At 72.8% G+C, this 19,915-nt stretch carries 16 protein-coding genes; 4 read left to right on the forward strand and 12 right to left on the reverse strand.

Annotation, left to right across the window (positions count from 1 at the left end; all coding sequences use genetic code 11):
- The first annotated feature begins 170 nt into the window (after nucleotides 1-170).
- Nucleotides 171-1,829, forward strand: coding sequence for a glycerol-3-phosphate dehydrogenase/oxidase (locus Q7L73_RS04430; protein WP_370552444.1), 1,659 nt, complete (start codon nucleotides 171-173; stop codon nucleotides 1,827-1,829).
- Nucleotides 1,830-1,874: 45 nt separating this feature from the next.
- On the opposite strand, the gene Q7L73_RS04435 is transcribed toward Q7L73_RS04430, so the two are convergent.
- Entirely contained in the window at nucleotides 1,875-2,543 is a 669-nt protein-coding gene (locus tag Q7L73_RS04435; RefSeq protein WP_304693856.1) for a TetR/AcrR family transcriptional regulator, read from the reverse strand.
- A gap of 114 nt (nucleotides 2,544-2,657) precedes the next feature.
- Here Q7L73_RS04435 and Q7L73_RS04440 point away from each other — a divergent pair, with 114 nt between their 5' ends.
- On the forward strand, nucleotides 2,658-4,124 hold the full coding sequence (locus Q7L73_RS04440; protein WP_304693854.1) for an MFS transporter: 1,467 nt from the start codon (nucleotides 2,658-2,660) through the stop codon (nucleotides 4,122-4,124).
- A 36-nt stretch (nucleotides 4,125-4,160) separates the two neighbouring features.
- Here the strand turns inward: Q7L73_RS04440 and Q7L73_RS04445 are convergent, their stop codons facing one another.
- From Q7L73_RS04445 to Q7L73_RS04455, 3 genes are all read right to left on the reverse strand, one after another.
- A complete protein-coding gene (locus Q7L73_RS04445; protein ID WP_304693852.1) occupies nucleotides 4,161-5,015 on the reverse strand; it encodes a hypothetical protein in 855 nt (284 codons plus the stop codon).
- A gap of 190 nt (nucleotides 5,016-5,205) precedes the next feature.
- Nucleotides 5,206-5,532, reverse strand: coding sequence for a helix-turn-helix transcriptional regulator (locus Q7L73_RS04450; protein WP_304693850.1), 327 nt, complete (start codon nucleotides 5,530-5,532; stop codon nucleotides 5,206-5,208).
- Nucleotides 5,529-5,990 (reverse strand): SRPBCC family protein, encoded by a 462-nt coding sequence (locus Q7L73_RS04455; RefSeq protein WP_304693848.1) that lies wholly within the window; start codon nucleotides 5,988-5,990, stop codon nucleotides 5,529-5,531. Before Q7L73_RS04455 ends, Q7L73_RS04450 begins: the two co-directional genes overlap by 4 nt.
- Before the next feature lie 142 nt (nucleotides 5,991-6,132).
- Between Q7L73_RS04455 and Q7L73_RS04460 the strand changes: the two genes are divergently transcribed.
- Together Q7L73_RS04460 and Q7L73_RS04465 are read left to right on the forward strand one after the other, a co-directional pair.
- A complete protein-coding gene (locus tag Q7L73_RS04460; protein WP_304693846.1) occupies nucleotides 6,133-7,503 on the forward strand; it encodes a hypothetical protein in 1,371 nt (456 codons plus the stop codon).
- Nucleotides 7,504-7,564: 61 nt separating this feature from the next.
- On the forward strand, nucleotides 7,565-8,365 hold the full coding sequence (locus Q7L73_RS04465; protein WP_304693844.1) for a hypothetical protein: 801 nt from the start codon (nucleotides 7,565-7,567) through the stop codon (nucleotides 8,363-8,365).
- Nucleotides 8,366-8,425: 60 nt separating this feature from the next.
- Here Q7L73_RS04465 and Q7L73_RS04470 read toward each other — a convergent pair whose 3' ends face one another.
- Genes Q7L73_RS04470 through Q7L73_RS04505 form a run of 8 tightly spaced genes read right to left on the reverse strand, consistent with a single transcriptional unit; the run spans nucleotide 8,426 to nucleotide 19,907 of the window.
- The gene (locus Q7L73_RS04470; protein ID WP_304693842.1) at nucleotides 8,426-9,295 is read right to left on the reverse strand and encodes an alpha/beta hydrolase; all 870 of its coding nucleotides are present in this window, start codon (nucleotides 9,293-9,295) and stop codon (nucleotides 8,426-8,428) included.
- Entirely contained in the window at nucleotides 9,295-11,196 is a 1,902-nt protein-coding gene (locus tag Q7L73_RS04475; protein ID WP_304693840.1) for a hypothetical protein, read from the reverse strand. The genes Q7L73_RS04470 and Q7L73_RS04475 overlap by 1 nt, the downstream gene beginning before the upstream one ends.
- Nucleotides 11,197-11,204: 8 nt before the next feature.
- Nucleotides 11,205-12,773 carry a hypothetical protein gene (locus Q7L73_RS04480; RefSeq protein ID WP_304693838.1) on the reverse strand — a complete coding sequence of 523 codons (1,569 nt, stop codon included), beginning with the start codon at nucleotides 12,771-12,773 and terminating at the stop codon, nucleotides 11,205-11,207.
- Nucleotides 12,774-12,818: 45 nt separating this feature from the next.
- Nucleotides 12,819-15,608 carry an alpha-L-rhamnosidase gene (locus Q7L73_RS04485; protein ID WP_304693836.1) on the reverse strand — a complete coding sequence of 930 codons (2,790 nt, stop codon included), beginning with the start codon at nucleotides 15,606-15,608 and terminating at the stop codon, nucleotides 12,819-12,821.
- Between the two features lie 30 nt (nucleotides 15,609-15,638).
- Nucleotides 15,639-16,427, reverse strand: a complete 789-nt coding sequence (locus tag Q7L73_RS04490; protein WP_304693834.1) for a DeoR/GlpR family DNA-binding transcription regulator — start codon at nucleotides 16,425-16,427, stop codon at nucleotides 15,639-15,641.
- Entirely contained in the window at nucleotides 16,424-18,064 is a 1,641-nt protein-coding gene (locus tag Q7L73_RS04495; RefSeq protein ID WP_304693832.1) for an AMP-binding protein, read from the reverse strand. The genes Q7L73_RS04490 and Q7L73_RS04495 overlap by 4 nt, the downstream gene beginning before the upstream one ends.
- The gene (locus tag Q7L73_RS04500) at nucleotides 18,061-19,113 is read right to left on the reverse strand and encodes a serine hydrolase (RefSeq protein ID WP_304693831.1); all 1,053 of its coding nucleotides are present in this window, start codon (nucleotides 19,111-19,113) and stop codon (nucleotides 18,061-18,063) included. Before Q7L73_RS04500 ends, Q7L73_RS04495 begins: the two co-directional genes overlap by 4 nt.
- Entirely contained in the window at nucleotides 19,110-19,907 is a 798-nt protein-coding gene (locus Q7L73_RS04505) for a carbohydrate ABC transporter permease (RefSeq protein ID WP_304693829.1), read from the reverse strand. Before Q7L73_RS04505 ends, Q7L73_RS04500 begins: the two co-directional genes overlap by 4 nt.
- Between the last annotated feature and the right edge of the window lie 8 nt (nucleotides 19,908-19,915).

The following is a 19,915-nucleotide window of genomic DNA, read 5'->3' on the forward strand; positions in this document are numbered from 1 at the left end:
GCTGCGCAAAAGCTCCCGCGCAAGTTGGGACCGGCGGTCGAAACGAGGTCGCGGGGGTTCGGACAATGGGTACCTTGAACTGGAGCCTCCTCACCCCGCTGCAGAGACGAGACCCCGTGAACGACCCCAGCATCCTCAATCCCGGACAGCGCGACGCCGCGCTGGAGCGCATGGCGAACGAGACCTTCGAGGTCGTCGTGATCGGCGGCGGCGTCGTCGGCTGCTCGGCCGCGCTCGACGCCGCCACGCGCGGCCTGTCGGTCGCATTGGTCGAGGCGCGCGACTTCGCCGCCGGCACCTCCAGCCGCTCCAGCAAGCTGATCCACGGCGGCCTGCGCTACCTCGAGCAGCTCGACTTCGGACTCGTGCGCGAGGCGCTCAGCGAGCGCAGACTGCTGCTGACGCGGATCGCGCCCCACCTCGTCAAGCCCGTGCCGTTCCTCTACCCGCTCGAGCACCGCGTCTGGGAGCGCGGCTACGTCGGCGCCGGGATGGTCCTCTACGACGAGATGGCCGGTCACGCCGGCGTCCCGAGACACCGCCACCTGACCAAGCGCCAGGCGCTGCGGATCGCTCCCGGGCTCAAGTCCGACGCGCTGATCGGCGCGATCCAGTACCACGACGCGAAGGTCGACGACGCCCGCCACACGCTCACGATCGCCCGCACGGCCGCCTTCTACGGCGCCGCGATCGCCAACAACGCGCCGGTCGTCGGCTTCCTGCGCGAGGGCGAGCGCGTGACCGGCGTGCGCGTGCGCGACGTCGCCAGCGACAGGGAGATAGAGGTCCGCGGGCAGCAGGTGATCAACTCGACCGGCGTCTGGACCGACGACCTCCAGCACCTCGTCGGCGAGCGCGGCAAGTTCAGAGTGCGCGCCTCGAAGGGGATCCACCTCGTCGTCCCAAAGGACCGCATCCAGCTCGACACCGGGCTGATCCTCAGAACGGAGAAGTCGGTCCTGTTCGTGATCCCGTGGGGCCGCCACTGGATAGTTGGCACGACCGACACCGACTGGGAGCTGCACAAGGCCCACCCGGCCGCGAGCCGCACCGACATCGACTACGTGCTCGAGCATGCCAACAGAGTGCTGGCGCAGCCGCTCACGCACGCCGACGTCGAGGGCGTCTACGCCGGCCTGCGGCCGCTGCTGTCGGGCGAGTCGGAGTCGACCTCGAAGCTGAGCCGCGAGCACAGCGTCGCGGTCCCGGTGCCCGGCCTCGTCGCAGTCGCCGGCGGCAAGTACACGACCAGCCGGATCATGGGCAAGGACGCGGTCGACGCGGCGGTGCGCGGGCTCGAGCGCTCGGTGCCGCCGTCGAGCACCGACAGAACGGAGCTGCTCGGTGCCGACGGCTACTGGGCGCTGTGGAACGGCCGCCGGCGGCTCGCGCGCGAGAGCGGGCTGCACATCGCGCGCGTCGAGCACCTGCTCAACCGCTACGGCTCGCGGATCGGCGACCTGTTCGACCTGATCGCCGAGCGGCCGGAGCTGGCCGAGCCGCTGCCGGGGGCGGACGACTACCTCCAGGTCGAGGTCGTCCACGCCGCCTCGCACGAGGGCGCGCGCCACCTCGACGACGTGCTCGCGCGGCGCACGCGGATCTCGATCGAGACCTTCCACCGCGGCACCGAGACGGCGCCGCGCGCGGCCGAGCTGATGGCCGAGGTGCTCGGCTGGAGCAGAGCCGAGACGAGCAGAGAGGTCGAGACCTACGTCGCCCGCGTCGAGGCCGAGCGGCGCTCGCAGGAGCAGCCCGACGACAAGGCGGCCGACGAGGTCCGCACCGCCGCGCCCGACCTGCTCGCCGGCGTCACCGCCGACGCCTGAGGCAGGCGCGGCCCGGCCGGATCGCCCGCGCGGCGGCCGGCCGGGTCAGCGGTGCGAGCCGGGGCGGGTGCCTCTCCAGGCGCCCATCGCGACGTCGAGCTGGGCCTCGTCGAGCGCCGGCAGCGGCAGCGGCTCCTGCCCGGGGCGCGCTCTCAGGCCGTCGAGCACGATCGCGAGGAAGCGGCGCCACAGCTGCGGCTCGACGTCGCGCGAGAAGTCGACGACGGTCGCGAGCATCATCTGCATCACGGGCGTGTCCTGGCCCTCGACGTCGGGCCGCATCTGGCCGGCGGCACGGGCCCGCTCGACCAGCTCGGTGACGACCGGCGCGAGCGTCTCGCGCGCGTGCGCGACGCGCTCCTGGCCATGGCCGCTCTCGAACAGCAGCTCCTTCAGCGCGCGGTCTCTCGCCTGTCTGTCGAGCGCGCCCTCCATGAAGAAGACGAAGCCCTCCCACGGGTCGGCGAGCGCGAGGCCCTCGCGGCCCAGCTCCGCGAGCGCCTCGATCTGCTCGACGAACAGCGCCTCGATCAGCTCGTCCTTGTTCGCGAAGCGACGGTAGACGGTGCCGACGCCGACGCCCGCGTGGTGGGCGACGTCGTCCATGGTGACGGCGAGCCCACGGGTCGCGAAGACCTCCTTGGCGGCGTCGAGGATGCGACGCAGGTTGCGCTCGGCGTCCTTGCGGAGCGGTCTCGTGCCGGCGCTGCTCATGTTCCTGGACCGTACCAAATCGGAGAGACTACCTCCGTTTCATGATAAAGTAGAGGCCTCTCCTCCGCTTCCCGCCGCTCTCATCACCCGGCGCGGATCCCTTCGAAAGGCCCCATGCCCACCCCGCATTCCGCTTCCAACGACCCGCACCACGCGCGTCGCTGGCTGATCCTCGCGCTGATCGGGATCGCCCAGCTGATGGTCGTGCTCGACGCGACGATCGTGAACATCGCCCTGCCGTCCGCGCAGGAGTCGCTCGGCTTCTCCGACGCCAACCGCCAGTGGGTCGTCACCGCCTACGCGCTCGCGTTCGGCTCGCTGCTGCTGCTCGGCGGCCGCATCGGCGACCTGATCGGCCGCAAGCGCGTCTTCGTCGTCGGCCTGCTCGGCTTCGCGATCGCGTCGGCGATCGGCGGCGCGGCGCAGAGCTTCGGCATGCTCGTCTTCGCCCGCGCGCTGCAGGGCGTCTTCGGCGCGCTGCTGGCGCCGGCCGCGCTGTCGCTGCTCACCACCACCTTCACCGACCCGGCCGAGCGCGGCAGAGCGTTCGGCATCTTCGGCGCGATCGCCGGCTCCGGCGCCGCCGTCGGCCTGCTGCTCGGCGGCGTCCTGACCGAGTACCTGTCGTGGCGCTGGTGCCTCTACGTCAACCTGCTGTTCGCCGTCCCGGCCGCGCTCGGCGGCCTCTCGCTGCTGCACGAGGTCGGCCACCCCGACCGCCCGCGGCTCGACCTGCCCGGCACGCTCACCTCCGGGCTCGGCCTCTTCTCGCTCGTGTTCGGCTTCGCGAAGGCGGAGACCGACGGCTGGGGCGCCGGCATCACGATCGGCTTCCTCGTCGCCGCCGTCGTCCTGCTGACCGCGTTCGTCGCGCTGCAGGCGCGCGTCGCCAACCCGCTGCTGCCGCTGCACGTCGTCAAGGACCGCGACCGCGGCGGCGCCTACCTCGCGATGGGGATCACCGGCGCGGGCATGTTCGGCGTCTTCCTGTTCCTGACGTACTACCTGCAGCAGACGCTCGGCTTCACGCCGGTGCAGACCGGCCTCGCCTTCCTGCCGATGAGCTTCGCGATCATGTTCACCGCGACGATGGCGACGGCGAGGCTGATGCCGCGCTTCGGCCACAAGCCGCTGATCGTGCCCGGCATGGGCGCGGCCGCGCTCGCGATGGTGTGGCTGGCGCAGGTCGGCGCCGACTCCAGCTACGCGACGCACGTGCTGCCGCCGCTGGTGCTGATGGGCCTCGGCCTCGGCCTCGTGTTCGCGCCCGCGATGAGCATCGCGACCGTCGGCGTCGCGCGTCACGACGCCGGCATCGCCTCCGCGATGGTCAACACGATGCAGCAGGTCGGCGGCTCGGTCGGCACCGCGCTGCTGTCGACGCTGTTCGCCAGCGCCGTCAGCGGCTTCATCGCCGACAACGGCCCGCAGGCCGCCGGCGACGCCGCCGTCCACGGCTACACGACCGCGTTCTGGTGGTCGGCCGCGATCTTCGCCGTCGGCACGGTCGTCTCCGCGCTGCTGCTGAAGGGCGGCGTGAAGGAGCTGGACCCGGACGCGGAGCCGGTGCTCGCGCACTGAGGCGCGAGCGCGGCGGGGCGGGCGCCGACGCGCCCGCTACTCGCTCGGAACGCTGACGCCGCCGCCGCTGGAGGGGGCGGTCGGCGTCGGTGCCGGCACGGTCGGCGCGATCGGCGCCAGCCCCTCCGCGACGTCGTAGGGCACGCCCGCGCCGCCGTTGCTGCCGGCGTTGGGGCCGCCGCCGCTCTCGACCACGCCGGCGACGCCGCCGCTGCCCTTGGAGGTGCCGAGACCGGCGCCGTCGCCGGCCGCTCTCGCGGTCGCCAGCCGCACGCTGTCGAAGTCGACCTCGGCGCCGACGCGCGCGTTGCGGTTGACGAGGCGTATCTCGATCCGCGCGCCGAGCCCTCTGTCTCTCGCTCTCGCGGTGTAGGCGATCGCGGTCTCGGCGAAGCTGCCGTCGGCCGGCTTGACGCGATCGACCTCCTTCGCCAGCAGGTGGCCGCCAGCGCGCAGCTCGATCCGGTAGCCGGGGAAGCCGCCGACCGAGAAGCCGCGCACGTCGTCGCTGCGCGGGTTGCCGATCGCGACCTCGAGGATGTAGCGGGTGCCGGCCGTCAGCCGCAGCCGCGTCTGCTGGCGCAGGCCCAGCTCGCCGCGGCCCGGCCCGCCGGCGACGTAGACGAAGCCGACCGCGGAGCCCTCGGGCACGCCGGTCGTCGGGTACGCCTCTCTCGGCGGCGTCCAGGTGCCGAGCACGGTCGCCTGGCCGCTGAAGGGGTCGGCGACCGGCGCCACCAGCTTGCGCGGATCCCAGAAGTCCCAGCCGCTGACCGGCAGCGGGTCGTTCTGGCTCGTGAAGGCCCGGTCGGCCGCGGCGGAGCGCTCGAAGCCGCCGTTGGCGACGGTCGCGGCACCGGCAGCGGACGGCGCGATCAGCCCGGCGAGCATGGCCGGTACGACGATCGACGCACGTGCGCGGCGTGCGGAGGCGCGATTCATCAGGTCCCTTCGGTCAACGGTGCACGGGAGGCGAGCGCGCGGGAGCGTACCCTGGGGTTTCGCCGCGTGGAAGCGCCGCACGAGCACTTGCCAAACGGGCGTTTCCTCGCAGTCGCGGTCGCTGCACGCGCGCTTGCAATCACTCCTCGGCGAGCGCCTTGAGGGCGGCGAGGCGGCGGTCCCAGGAGGCCGCGAGCGTCGCCATCCGGCGGGCGGTCGCGTCGAGCTGCGCCGGCTCGACGCGGAAGCGCACCTCGCGCCCGGCGCGCCGCCGCGAGACGAGGCCGGCCTCGTCGAGCACGCCGAGGTGCTTGATCACCGCCGGGCGGCTGACCGGCAGCTCGGCCGCGAGCGTCGTCGCCGTTCCCTCGCCCTGCTGCGCGAGGGTGCTCAGCAGCCGCCAGCGGGTCGGGTCGGCGAGCGCGGCGAAGATCGCCGGCGCGGGATCGGCGACCGCGGCGCTCACGCCGTCGTCACCGCCACCGCGTGCTCGGCCAGCTCGGCCAGCTCCTGCGCCCAGCCGCGCGTGTTGCCGGCGAGCCGCACGGCGCGCTCGGCGGCCTCCAGCTCGAGCCCGTCGAAGCCGGTCTCGACGACGCCGACGCGCGTGCGCTCGCCCTCGGCCGCGAGCGTGAACTCGACCAGCGTCGAGTTGCCCGGCGTCGTCTCGTCGCGCGTCTCTCTCGCGTAGTGCCAGCGGTAGGCGAAGCGGCGCGGCGGCTCGACCACCTCGACGCGCCCGTGGACGGTGCCGTGGTCCTTCCAGCTGAACGACAGCGCGCCGCCGGGGCGCAGGTCGATCTCCGCGCCGATGTCGCCGAACCAGCGGCCGACGTGCTCGGCGCTGGTCACCAGCTCCCACACGCGCTCGACGGGCGCGGCGATCAGGACGCTGCTCTCGATGCGGTCGGTCTCGCTTGCCATGAGGCACCTCCGTCAGGTCGTAGTGTCACCCGCAGGTTACACATATCCTGGCCAAGGCGCAACCACACGGTTACACCTCGGCAGGCGAACGAGCGGGACCTCCCCCATGCGCCGACACCCGCGCGGGCCTAGCGTGACGCCGATGCCCCATCGCCCGCTGCTCGCCACCACCGTCATCGCCGCGCTCGCCCTCGCCGCCGGCGACGCCTCCGCCGCCTACACGCTCGGCACCAGCCCCGACGCCGCGCTCCCCGACAGCCCGCGCGCCGGCTGCGCGCCCGCGCCGGCCTGCAGCGTCGCGCAGGAGCGGCTCGCGAACGAGCCGCTGCGCGTCACGCTGCCCGGCGTCGTCGTCGGCTGGCGCGCCCACGGGCTCGGCGGGCAGGTGCGGCTGCGGCGCGTCGGCGGCGGCGCGACCGCACCGGCGGCGCTGCCGAGCGGGACGGCCGGCAGCGTCGCGCAGAGCGCGCAGCTGCCGGTCGCCGCCGGCGACCTGCTCGCCTTCGACCTGCTCGACGGCGCGCAGCTGTCGCGCGAGCCCGACCCGTTCCAGCTCGGCGCCTACGCGATCTCGACCTGGGCGCCGCCGCTGGCCGACGGCGAGACGCGCACGCCGAGCAGCAGCTTCGAGGGATACCTCTACGCGCAGGCGACGATCGAGCCCGACGCCGACGGCGACGGCCTCGGCGACGAGACGCAGGATCCCGACCACGGCCAACCGCCGGTCAGGACGGGCGGGGACGGTGTCGCAGGGGACACGCCCCCGGGAGGGGGCGGCGGCACGCCCGACGGCGACGGCGGCAGAGGCGGCGTGAGCACGCCGAGACTGACCCCGATCCCGAAGGGCGGCCCCGCGCTGAGACTGCCGGCGAAGGCCCGCGCCGGCGCCGACGGCGCCGTCGCGCTGCAGCTCGCCAACCCCTACGCGGCCGCGCTGACCGGCAGCGTGACGCTGAAGCAGGGCCGCGCCCGCCTCGCCGGCACGCGCCTCTCGCTCGCCGCCGGCGGCAGCCGCACGCTGCGGCTGCGCCTCGGCGCGGCGGCCAGGCGCGCGCTCGCGGGCGGCGCGACGCTGCGGCTGACGCTGACCACGACGCTGAAGGCGAAGGGCGGCAAGGCGCGCACGACGACGCGCGCGCTGACGGTCCTGTCGAGCACAGCGGTCGACGGCACCTACAGAGCCTCCGACGGACAGGTGATGGTCGTCAGAGGCGGCGTCGTGACGACCTTCAGCGGCGACATCACGCTCTGGTGCACGCGCGCGAAGGTGCAGAAGAGAGTCGCCTACTTCATGGGCTCCGACGATCCGGACCCGCTCGTCGGGGGTGACGGCAGCTTCGCGTGGGAGGCGACGAAGGGCTACGGCGTCGTGAAGCTGAAGTTCGACGGCCGCGTCAACGGCCGCACGGCGAGCGGCAAGCTCGTCGTCGAGGACCGCTCGCCGCTGCTCGGCACCGGGCGCTTCGAATTCGACTACTGCTTTGCCGGAAAGAAGTGGACCTTGAGACGGTAGCGCTCAAGCGCCAGCACGCGAGGCCGATGGACCGGGAGACATCCATCGGGGAGGTATCGACATGCTGAAGCGAGCGATCGCACTCGCGCTGGCCCTCGCGCTGGCGCCGCTGGCGCTGGGAGCGCCGGCCGCAGGGGCGGCGACGAAGACGAAGAAGGCCGCGACCACGTGCGTCGTCAAGAAGACGAAGGTGCGCGGCAGAGTCGTCAAGAAGCGGGTCTGCAGAAGAGCGGCCGCCAAGCGCGGCCCCAGAGGCGCCAGAGGCGCGACCGGCTCCCAGGGCGCCTCCGGGCCGCAGGGGGCGACGGGTCCGCAAGGCGCCACGGGCCCGCAGGGTCCCGCCGGCCCGCAGGGCGAGGCCGCGCCGCAGGCCGGCGTCGCCAGATACGCCGTCGCGACCGGGACCGTGACGACCAGATCGGCGACCTACGTCGCGCTCTCCGGCGGCCCGTCGCTGACCGTGACGGTCCCGCCGTCCGGGATCGTCCAGGTCGCGGCCGCGGTCGAGTCGCTGCCCGACGAGCCGGACATCGGCGACGGCGCCGTCTCGCTCTACGAGGACGGCGTGCAGGTGCCGGGCCAGGCGACCGGCCAGTCCGACGATGGCAACGGCGTCTGCTATGGCCCCGACGGCGTCCTCTTCGACGTCTTCGGCTCGGCCCCCGGCACCTACGGCACCGGCACCTCGTTCGGCGTGCTCGGCTACTGCACGACGGTCGGCCTGCCGACGTTCGTCGTCTTCCAGGCGAGAGCCGGCACGCACGTCTACGAGCTGCGCTACGCCTTCACCACCTGCGGCTGCGGCACGGGCGACCACGCCTCGTTCAGAAACCGCAGACTGTGGGTGATCCCGCAGGTCTGAGGACCCGCACGGGCGGGCCGGCGCCTCGCTGCGAGGCGCCGGCCGTCCGCGTTCGAGCCGCTACGGCAGCGACTTCACCGCCTGGTTCTGCCACAGCGTGTTGCTGAGCAGCTCCGGCGTGCTGCCGGCGAAGGCGCTGCGCGCGGTCGTGTCGCCGGACAGCGTGTAGCGGAACCACGCCGCCAGGTAGCCGAGCGTGCCGCCGCCGGTTCTCTGGATCGTGTTGTGGTCGGCGCCCTTCAGCACGGCCGCCGCGGCGGGGCCGCCGGCCGCTCTGTAGTAGTCGGTCACGACGCCCGGCCCGGCGATCAGGACGTCCCACTGGCCGCCCATGAAGAAGGTCGGCGTGGTGAGCGCTCTGACGTCGAACTCGTCGCCTCTGCTGACCCAGATCGACGCCGGCAGCGCCCACACGGCCGACGAGGTGATCAGGCCGCCCGATCTCGTCGTCGCGTTGATCGTCCCGCCGGAGCCCTGCGAGTGGCCGGCGGCGCCGACGTGGGCGGTGTCGAGCTTGCCGTTGAAGATGCTCGACGGGTCGCTCGCCCGCGCGACGAGGTACTGCGCGCCGGCGAGGATCTCGGTCCCCTTGCCGGTCGTCGAGCTGGTCGAGGCGACGACCGCGAAGCCCCACGAGGCGAGGTGGTTGAGCAGCCCCGGGTAGTCGGCCGGCGTCGCGAGCGAGCCGTTGCCCCACGTGATGATCGGGTGTCTGACGCCGCCTCTGCCGAGGTCGGTCGGGTAGGAGAGCTGGTAGATCGCTCTGCCGCTGCTGTCGTTGACGGTCGCGGTCGAGACGGCCCACGGGCCGGTCGCCTGGTAGGCGGCCTCGACCGGCGCGGCGACGGCGGCGCTCGCCGCCAGCCCGCCGCCGACCAGGCCGGTCAGCGCGCACGCGCACGTGACCAGCAGCATCCGTACGAGCTTCATCACTGCACCTCGACTCTCGTGGGCGTGAACGTGTCGCCGGCGCTCGCGGCGACGGCGAGCGGGCCGCTGGTGCCCGCGGGGACGACGACGGTCGCGTCGCCTCTGCTGTCGGTCTCGGCCGTCTGGCCGGCGACCGTCACGACCGCGCCCTGGACCGGACGGCGGTCGCCGAACGAGCCGGCGGCGTAGCCGTCGGGGTCGCTGTCGGCCTCGACGTGGGCGGTCACGACGCGCGTGCCGCCGGAGCCGGCGGCGACGCTCGCTCTGAGATCGAGCGGCGCGACGGTCGGCAGTCTGTCTCTGCAGGCGCCGATCGGCGGGATGTTGCCGGCCAGTCTGTAGCCGTCGAGCTCGGCCGAGACCGAGCCGCTGGCGAACGGTCTGCCGCCCTGTCGGCCGATCGTGTAGTCGCCTCTCATGGAGCCGCTTCTGGCGCCGCTGATCGTCAGGTCGGCTCTGATCGTCGCCGGCAGCTGCGACAGCAGCGGCGAGGCGACGCTCTCGGTGCCGCTGACGAACGACAGCCCGTCGTCGCTGTATCTGTCGTAGGTGACCGACCAGTTGCCCGCGGCGATCGTGCCGAAGTGCGTCAGGAAGGCGCGGCCGGAGTGGAGGCCGTTGACCGTCACCAGCAGCGCGTTGGAGTCGATCGTGCCCTTGTAGTCGCCGGGCGCTCTCGCCCACGCGCCGACGGCCGAGGAGACGACCGGCTGCGCGCTCGTCGCTCTGCGCTTCAGTCTCGCGACCAGCAGCCGGTTGGAGCCGAGGTTGGTCGTGTACGACATCTCCGTCAGCGCGACCTTCGTGCTGTCGGGGTTCCAGGCGCCGCGGCCGGGGACGTTGTTCTGCGGGTGCAGGTCGCCGCCCGTGTAGGGCGCGAGCGGCTGGCCGAGCAGTCTGCCCTGGCCGTCGCCGCTGGCCGGCAGCAGCCACGGCTGCAGGTCGCACTGGAAGCCCTCGTCGTGGCCGACGTAGTAGATCGCGGCGTTGACCGAGATCGGGTAGTCGACGAACGAGCGCCGCGGCAGCAGGCCGGCCGCGTCGACGCGGTGCATGCCGCGGTCGGAGTGCAGCAGCATCAGCTGGCCGTCGGGCGAGTCGCCGCTGTCCTCGTCCCAGTCCGGGTGACCGGTCAGGCGCGTCACCTGGCCGGTCGCGAGGTTGGTCTTGTAGAGGTCGGGGTTGCCCTCGAACTGGCTCGTCACGTAGGTGACCGAGGCGCCGCCGTCGGTGAAGCCCTTCAGCTCGTAGAGCGCGCCGCCGTTGGTCCAGCCGACGGGGTTGCTGTCGAGCCCGTTTCTGGGGCCGGGCGGGTTGACCGTCTTGATGTTCGTCGCGACGTATCTGTCGGTTCTGCGCTCGAGTCTCGCGACGAGCATCGGGCGCGTGTCGAGACGGCTGGCGGTCCAGCCGATGTACGCGCCGTCGGGCGACAGGTGCCAGACGCCCGAGCCGAGGATCAGCGGGTCGAGCAGGCCGCCGAGGCCGGTCCCTCTCTCGCCGCTGACGTCGACCGGCAGCAGCGTCTTGGAATCGCATCTCAAGACGCTCGGCGCGCACTCCAGGACGAAGGCGCGCTCGAAGTCGCCCCACATCACGCGTCTGCCGTCGGGGAAGACGTCCTTGAACGCCTCCTGCGCGGCCGGCACGATTCTGGGGTCGTTGGAGAGGCCGCAGGAGATGCACTGCAGCTCGCTGCCGTCCTGCTTGACGGTGTGCAGCTGGCCGCCGGAGGAGAACAGCAGGTGGTCGCCGTCCTGCGTCCAGATCGGCGTCGAGGCCGCATAGCCGGACGGCAGCGGGACGGTCTCGAGGTTGATCGGGATGAACGGCGGTGCGGCGGCGCCGGCGGTCGCCGCCCCGCCCCCGAGCGCCGCCGCAGCGACGCCCAGGGTGGTCACGAGGTGGCTCAGACGCACGTTCTCGCCCCTCTTGCGCGCTGGTCGCGCATGAAGGTGAAGTCGCCGGCGATGTCCGCCTGCGTCATCGTGCCGAGTCTGATCGCGACGTCGGTGAAGGCGAGCGTGCCGCGCCGCCACAGGTCGACGTCGAGCGCCTCGGTCCCGAACTGCGGCGAGAACAGCATCTTCGGCGCGGCGATCGGCGCGACCGTCGGCAGCAGGTGCTGGACGTACGGCGTGCCCTCACCGCCGAACGAGCAGTGGTGCGGGACCGTCGCCAGGTCGGCGGCGGAGAGGCCCTTGACCATCGCCGTGCGGCGCACGTCGCGGTTCTGGATCGCCGTCTGGACCGCGTCGCGCAGCGGCCACGAGTCGGTCACCGGCAGCAGCAGCAGCTCGTTCAGCGTTCTGTCGGCGACGAGCTGCTTGCCGGGCAGGCCGCCCGTGCGCGCGACCGCGTCGTAGCGGCGTGCTCCTATGTGCTCCAGCACGATCACGGCCGAGACCTTGCCGTCGTCGTACTCTCTGTCGAGCAGCGCGGCGTACTGGCCGGCGCCGCCCTCGCGTCTGTCGGGGCCGGTCAGGTGCTGGTAGAGGTGGCCGGTCGTGAAGGCGAACTGGATCGTCTTCGGACGGCAGGCGGCCGGCAGCGAGGCGAAGTATCTCGCCTGCGCGAGCATCGACAGCGGGCCGTTGTCCCAGACCGGGTTCATGCCGTCGGTGTGCGACGTGATGACGATCTTCTGGTCGCTGGTGCCTCTCAGCGTCGCCAGCACGGTGCGCGTTCTGGCCGGCGTCCATCTGACGTCGGAGACGAACGTGCCGGTCGTGCTCGCGCCGCCGCTTCTGATCGCGGCCTTCAGCGCCTCGCCCTCGTCGACGCCGACGAAGGCGCCGGCGGTTCTGATCGGCAGGCCCTCGTAGGGCGCGTAGGTGCCTCTGATCTGGGCGGTCGGCAGCTGGCTGACCATCAGCACGCCGGCGGCGCCCGCGTCGGCGGCGGCCTGCGCGTCGACGCCGGCCTGGGCCAGCACCTCGGTCGAGTCGGAGCCGAGCATGTTCAGCGTCAGGCCCGGGTCGTAGACCGACCAGCCGAGCAGCGGCGGGTAGAACAGCAGGTACGGCGCGTTGTTCCACGGCAGGTCGCGCACGACGATCTTGCCGGCGGAGTTGGCGGCGGTGATGTTCGTGCCCGACGGCAGGTAGACCAGCTGCGCGGTCGCGCCGCCGGAGCCCGTCGTGCTCGTGAACGGGATCGCGCCGGCGACGTCGAGGCTTCTGCCGCCGACGTTCAGCGTCGTCGCGACGCTGTCCCAGCGATCGACCGAGTAGTCCAGCGACGAGGTCGTGATCCCCGGCACCGCGGAGATCTCGCTCTCCAGCCAGTCGATGTAGTTCGTGTGCGCGGCCGACGCGGTCGGGCGCGGACCGAAGTCCTGCTGTCTCTGCGCGTATCTGAGCAGCTGCGCGTTGTCCGCGAAGGCGGACGCGTCCACTCTGACGGGGCAGATCTCGTCGGCGAGTGCGGTACCGGGCATGGCGATGCCGGCCGCGAGCGCGAGCAGGGGCAAGCCCATGCGACGCATGCGTCCCATCGGGTCCTTCCTCTCTCCTTGGATGGATCAGGCTGGTGCGGCGAACGCTGCGCCTGTGTGCGACCACGGCGCGGTGAAGAGGTAGTCGCCGGCGGCGACGTCGACGAGCACGCGCCCGTCGGCGACCCCGGCGAGGGTGACGCCGGGGGCGGCGTCGAGCGGCCGGCCGCGCTCGCGCACGAGCGCCGGATCGGCCGCCGGCACGTGCACGGTCGCGCGCGTACCGGGCGGGAGCGCGACCGTCAGCGCCAGCTCGTCGTCGAGCCGCTCCCAGCCGGCGCGCAGCGGTCCGCGCGGGCCGTCGTGGTGGGCGCGCGCCCAGCGCAGGCGCGCGTCCGGGAAGGGGCGCACGCGCAGGTGCGCCCAGCCGCTGCTGCCGGGCTGCTGGTCGAGCCCGGCGGCATGGCGGAAGAGCCACTCGCCGATCGCGCCGAAGGCGTAGTGGTTGAACGAGTTCATGTTCGGCGAGGCGAAGCCGTCCTCGGCGGTCCAGCCGTCCCACCGCTCCCACATCGTCGTCGCGCCCGCGCGCACGCTCGCGCCCCACGACGGCAGCGTGTCGGCGAGCGCGAGGTCCCACGCCAGCTCGGGATGGCCGTGCTCGCTGAGCAGGGGGCAGAGCAGCGCGGTGCCGACGAAGCCGGTCGACAGCCGCCGCCCGCGCGCGATCACGTCGTCGGCGAGCTGCCGCGCGACCAGCGCCTCCTGCGCAGGCCCGTCGAGCACGCGCGCGTGGAGCGCGAGCAGGCAGGCGGTCTGGGTCGCGACCGCGGGTCTCAGGCGGCCGTCGCGGTCGAGCCAGGTGGCGCGGAAGGCGGCCGCGACGCGCGCGTGCAGCGACGCCCAGCGCGCGACCTCGCGCTCCATCCGCCCGAGCGCGCGGGCGATCTCGGTGACCAGCAGCGCGTCGAGCGCCCAGTAGGCGGTCGCCAGGAGCGCCTTGTCGGTGTCGCTGCCGACGCCGAGCCAGTCGCCGTAGCTGTTGTAGAGCGCGTTGGAGCGGACGTGGTCGGGGTTGCGCTGCGCGATGTGCGCCATCCAGCGCTCGATCGACGGGTAGGCGGCCTCCAGCACGCGCCGCTCGCCGCTCGCCTGCCAGACCGCCCACGGCACGATCACGCCGGCGTCGCCCCACGCCGGCGCGCCGTGCGAGAGGACCTCGTAGTCGGGCGGCAGCGGCGCGACGTCCGGGAAGGCGCCGTCGTCGGCCTGCGCGTCGCGCACGTCCTGCAGCCACTTCTCGAAGAAGGCGGTGCAGTCCATGTTCAGCAGCGCCGTCGGCGCGAACACCTGCGTGTCGGCGAGCCAGCCGAGCCGCTCGTCGCGCTGCGGGCAGTCGGTCGGGATCGCGACGAAGTTGCCGCGCTGGCCCCATTCGACGTTGCGCTCGATCGCGTTCAGCAGCTCGTCGGAGGAGTGGAATCCGCCCGTCCACGGCGCGTCGCTGTGGACGACGCGGCCGACGAGGTCCTCCAGCCGCGGCGGCTCGGCGAGGCCGCTGACCTCGACGTAGCGGAAGCCGTGGCAGGTGAAGGCCGGCTCGAACGTCTCGCCGCCGCCGCTGGGGTCGCCGCAGAGCACGACCACGTCGCGCTGGGCGGCGGTGCGGAGGTTCTCGGTGTAGAGCCGGCCGTCGCCGTCGAGCGCCTCGCCGAAGCGCAGCGTGACGACGGTGCCGCGCGGCCCGGCGGCGCGCAGCCGCGCCCAGCCGACCATGTTCTGCCCGAGGTCGAACAGCCACGTGCCGGGCGCGACCTCGCTGAGCGCGACCGCCGGCAGCTGCTGCACGACGCGGACCGGCTCGTTCGGCTGCGGCTCCAGCGCGGCGCCTGCCGGCGGCGCGTGCTCGACGGCCGCCTCCCAGCGCGACTGGTCGAAGCCGGGCGCGTCCCAGCCGGGCGCGTGCAGGCGCGCGTCGTAGCGCTCGCCGTGCTGCAGGTCGGAGTGGACGCGCGGGCCGCGCGTCGCGCGCCACTGCGGGCCGGAGACGACCTCGCCGACCGTGCCGTCGGCGTGCTCCAGCACGAGCTTGACGAGCGCGCTCGGGCGCTGGCCGTAGTGGCCGCCGGCCTTCTTCAGCAGCCAGCCGAGGTAACCGGCGTACCAGCCCTCGCCCAGCTCGACGCCGAGCGCGTTGTCGCCGTCGCGCATGAGCGCGGTGACGTCGAACGCCTGGTAGTGGATCCGTCTGCGGTAGTCGGTCCAGCCCGGCGCCAGCTCGTGGTCGCCGACGCGCTCGCCGTTGATCCGCAGCCGGTAGAGACCGCGCGCGGTCGCGTAGACGGTCGCGCGCGTGACCGGCAGCTCGACGCGGAAGCCGTGGCGCAGCAGCGCGCTGCTCATGCCCATGTTGTGCAGCGGGTCGAGCTGCTCGCCGCTCGGCGGCTGGTGCTCGGCCCACGGGTGGCCGTGGCCGACCCAGGCGGCGCGGCCCCAGTCGGCGATGCCGGCGGCGAAGGTCGCGGGCGCGCTGCGCGGCCCGGCGGCGCCGTCGCGGTCCCACAGCTGCACGTCCCAGACGACGCGCTCGCCGGGCCTGAGGGCAGGTCCGCCCCAGGCCACGGCGATCGCTTCGTCCCCCGCCACCCGCCCCGAGTCCCACAGGAGTCGTTCACCCGCGGCGAGCGAAGCCTCGTCGGCGGCGGCGCGCACGCGCCAGCCGCTCTGCTGCTGGCCGCGCGCGGCGTCGGCCTCGGCGCCGCCGGCGGCGGCGCGCACGGGCGCGGCGATCCAGCTCAGCCGCGGCGCCGCGCTGCCGATCGCGAGCGGATCGGTCAGCCGCTCGCAGCGCAGCCGCTCTCCTCGCAGCTCGCCCACGCGTTGTTCAACCCCCGTTTCGGCCATGACCTATGCCTCGTGCAGCTCCACGCCCGCGGCCGCGAGCATGTCGATCGCCTCGCGCCCGACGTCGGCGGTGACCACATGGCCGAACTCCTCGACCGCGGCGACTCTGTTCTGCGCCAGCGTGCCGAACTTGGCGGCGTCGACCAGCAGCATCGGCTCGCGCGCGCGGGCGACGATCGCCGCCTTCACCTCCGACTCGTAGGCGTCGGGGTCGGTCAGCGAGCCGTCGGTGCCGACGCCGTAGACGGAGACGACGGCGCGGTCGGCGTAGTAGCCGCGGATCGCCTTCGTCGCCGCCGGGCCGACGGTCGAGCGCGACAGCGGCCGCAGGATCCCGCCGATCACGACGAACTGCATCCCCGGCGGGGTCGGGTCGGCGAGGTCCATCACCGCCAGCGAGTTGGTGATGACGGTGCAGGGGATCGGCTCCTCCAGCAGCCGCTCGACGAAGTACCAGCCGGTCGTGGAGGAGTCGACCAGCAGCGTCTCGTTCGGCTTCACGAGCCGGTAGGCGGCGTCGGCGAGCCTGCGCTTGCGCTCGACGTCGCGCTCCAGCCGGTCGCCGAAGGAGGACTCGTGCGCGACCGGCGCCAGCGTCGAGGCGCCGCCCCAGGTGCGCGTCACCAGCCCGCGCTCCTCCAGCGCCGCGAGGTCGCGGCGGGCGGTCATCGCCGAGATCCCGAACGCCTCCTCCAGCTCCGCGATCGAGACCGAGCCGCGTCTCTGCAGCAGCGCCGCCATCCGTCTGCGGCGCTCGGCCGGCACGAAGCGGCGGTACATGCCGCTCGTCATCGCGCGACCTCCGCCGTCTGCTCCAGCCCGAGCTGCTCGATCGTCGTCTCGCGCATCTTGTACTTCTGCACCTTCCCGGTGACGGTCATCGGGAACTCCTCGACGAACAGCACGTAGCGCGGCACCTTGTAGTGCGCGACGCGCTCGCGGCAGAAGGCGCGCACCTCCTCGGCCTCGACCTGCGCGCCCTCGCGCAGTCTGATCCAGGCGCACAGCTCCTCGCCGTACTTGTCGTCGGGGACGCCGACGACCTGCACGTCGAGCACCTGCTCGTGCAGGTAGAGCAGCTCCTCCAGCTCGCGCGGGTAGACGTTCTCGCCGCCGCGGATGACCATGTCCTTGATCCGCCCGACGATCGCCACGTAGCCGCCGTCGTCGATCGTCGCGAGGTCGCCGGTGTGCATCCAGCCTGCCGCGTCGATCGCCTCCGCGGTCTTCTCCGGCTCGCCCCAGTACCCGAGCATGACGCTGTAGCCGCGCGTGCACAATTCACCGGTCGCGCCGCGCTCGACGACGACCCCGGTCTCCGGGTCGACGACCTTCACCTCGACGTGCGGCCCGACGCGGCCGACCGAGCCGACGCGCAGCTCCAGCGGGTCGTCGGTGCGCGTCTGCGTCGACACCGGCGAGGTCTCGGTCATGCCGTAACAGATCGAGACCTCGGCCATGTTCATCTTCTCGATCACCTGCTTCATGACCTCGATCGGGCAGGGCGACCCGGCCATGATGCCGGTCCGCAGGCTGCTGAGGTCGTGCTCGGCGAACGACGGGTCGGCCAGCTCGGCGATGAACATCGTCGGCACGCCGTAGAGCGAGGTGCAGCGCTCCTGCGCGACCGCGCGCAGCGTCGCGGCCGGGTCGAAGCCGGCGGACGGAATCACCATGCAGGCGCCGTGCGAGGTCGCCGCGAGGTTGCCCATCACCATCCCGAAGCAGTGGTAGAAGGGGACCGGGATGCAGACGCGGTCCTGCTCGCTGTAGTCGATCAGCTCGCCGACGAAGAAGCCGTTGTTGAGCAGGTTGTGGTGGCTCAGCGTCGCGCCCTTCGGCGCGCCGGTCGTGCCGCTCGTGTACTGGATGTCGATCGGGTCGTCGAAGCTCAGCGCGGCCTCGCGCACGGCGATCGCGGCGGCGTCGACCGGGGTCGAGACGAGCGCCTCCCAAGCGGCGTCGTCGTCGAAGAAGACGACCTCGCGCAGCTGCTCCAGCTCGCCCCGCACCTGCGCGACCATCGCCGCGTAGTCGCTCGTCTTGAAGCTGCGCGCGGCGAACAGCATCGCGGTGCCCGAGTGTCTCAGCGCGTACGCCAGCTCGTGCGTGCGGTAGGCGGGGTTGACGTTGACGAGCACCGCGCCGATGCGCGCGGTCGCGTACTGCGTCAGCACCCACTCCCAGCGGTTGGGCGACCACAGCCCGACGCGGTCGCCCTGCTCCACGCCGCGCGCGAGCAGGCCGGTCGCGAGCCGGTCGACGGCCGCGTCGAACTCGGCGTAGGTCCAGCGCAGCCCCTGCTCGCAGGAGACGAGCGCGTCGCGCTCGGGCACGCGGCGGGCAGTGCTGCGCAGGTTGTCGCCGATCGTCTCGCCGATCAGCGGGACGGCGGAGACGCCGCTCGCGTACGACGCTGCTGGGCTCATGCCGGAACCTCCTCCGGTGGCGCGTCGACGCCGGCCGGAGCCAGACAGGTCGTGAAGGCGTTGTGGACGTTGTCCAGGTCGACGCCGACGTCGAGCGGGTTCATCAGCCCAGTCAACAGCACGAAGCAGGCGTCGTGGTCCGGATAGATCCACCATTGACACCCGGACAGGCCGCCGTGTCCGTACAGGCGCTGCTCCAGCAGCGTCGGCGAGCCCATCCGCATGTTCCAGACGAGCCCCCACTCCTGCCCGGTGCCGGGGCCGATGTGAAGCGGGTCGGGCAGCAGCCGCGGGATGCCGGCGGTCTGCGGCGTCAGCATCGCGGCGAGCGTCGTCGGGTGGATCAGCTCGCGGTCGCCGCGCAGCAGCATCTGGCCGAGCGCGAGCAGGTCCTCGGCTCTCGCGTTGAGCGCGCCGGCCGGGTGCTTGATGTCGCGGAAGCGCTGCACGTCCATCATCACGCGGTCGAGGCCGCCGATCGGCACGACCGGGGTCGTCGGGTCGTAGGTGAGGCCGCCGACGCCGGTCAGCGCGTTCAGGTCCTCGCACAGGTGCTCGTGGAAGGAGCGCCCGGTGACCGACTCGACCAGCGCCGCGATCCCCTCGAAGGCGACGTTGCAGTAGAGCGCGTACTCGCCGGCGCGGAACGCCTGCGGCGCCGTCAGCAGCTGCTCGCGCACGCTCGTCTCCGGCGCGACCGTCGCCTCGGTGATGCCGGCGGTGTGCGTCAGCAGGTGCCAGAGCGTCACCTCCTCGCCGATCCGCGCGACGCCGAACTGCGGCAGCGCCTCCGACAGCGCCGTCCGCAGCGCCAGCTTGCCCTGCTCGACCAGCCGCAGCGCGGCGAGGCCGACGAGCGGCTTGGAGGCGCTGAAGAGCAGGAAGGTGTCGTCGGTCTGCAGCGGTCTGCTGCCGTTGGCGCCGAACGCCTCCAGCACCTGGATGCCGTCCGACGTCGCGACGCCGAAGACGGCCGTCGGCAGGCGTCCGCTGTCCACCTCGCCTCTGATCAGGTCGAGCACGAGGTCGAAGTTCGGGGCGCCGGTCATCCCTTGACCGCTCCTTCGGTGAGGCCGCTGAGCACGCGGCGTTGGACGAACAGGTAGACGACGATCAGCGGCAGGCTCGTCAGCACGACGTGCATGAAGACGAGGTTCCAGCTGAGCGTGTCGACGGTGCTGGAGGCGAACTGGAACAGCGTCAGCGGCAGCGTCGCGCTGCCCTCTCCCTGCAGCAGGAAGAGCGCGAAGAAGAAGTCGTTCCAGACGGTGATCATCAGGATCACGCCGCCGACGAGCAGGATCGGCCGCAGCAGCGGCAGCAGCACGTGGCGGTAGGTCTGCCAGGGGCCGGCGCCGTCGATCGAGGCGGCATCCTCGAGGTCCTCCGGCAGCGCGCGCACGAAGCCCGTCGTGAGGAAGATCACGAGCCCGATGCGGGCGGCGATCGTGACGAGCGCGTAGCCGAGACGGGTGCCGTCGAGGCCGATCTCTCTCAGCAGGTAGATCGACGGGATGATCGCCGGCGGCAGCAGCACCGAGAGCGTGCTGAGGTAGTAGGCCGCTCTCAGCCAGCGCGACTGCGTGCGCGCGAACGCCCACGCCGCCATCGAGCCGAGCAGCAGGATGATCGCGATCGCCGGGACCGTGATCAGCACGCTGTTGCGCAGGCCGATCAGGTAGTGGCCGTCGTTGACGACCGTGTCGAGGTTGTCGGTGAAGGCCCACGTGTGCGGCAGCGACAGCGACAGCGCCTGCGCCTCGCCGAGCGGCTTCAGCGCGTTGACGATCACCATCCACAGCGGCAGCACGACCCACGGGATCGCGAACAACGTCAATCCCACATATTTGA

The sequence above is a fragment of the Conexibacter sp. CPCC 205762 genome, from assembly GCF_030646155.1.
Taxonomy (GTDB): Bacteria; Actinomycetota; Thermoleophilia; order Solirubrobacterales; family Solirubrobacteraceae; genus Conexibacter.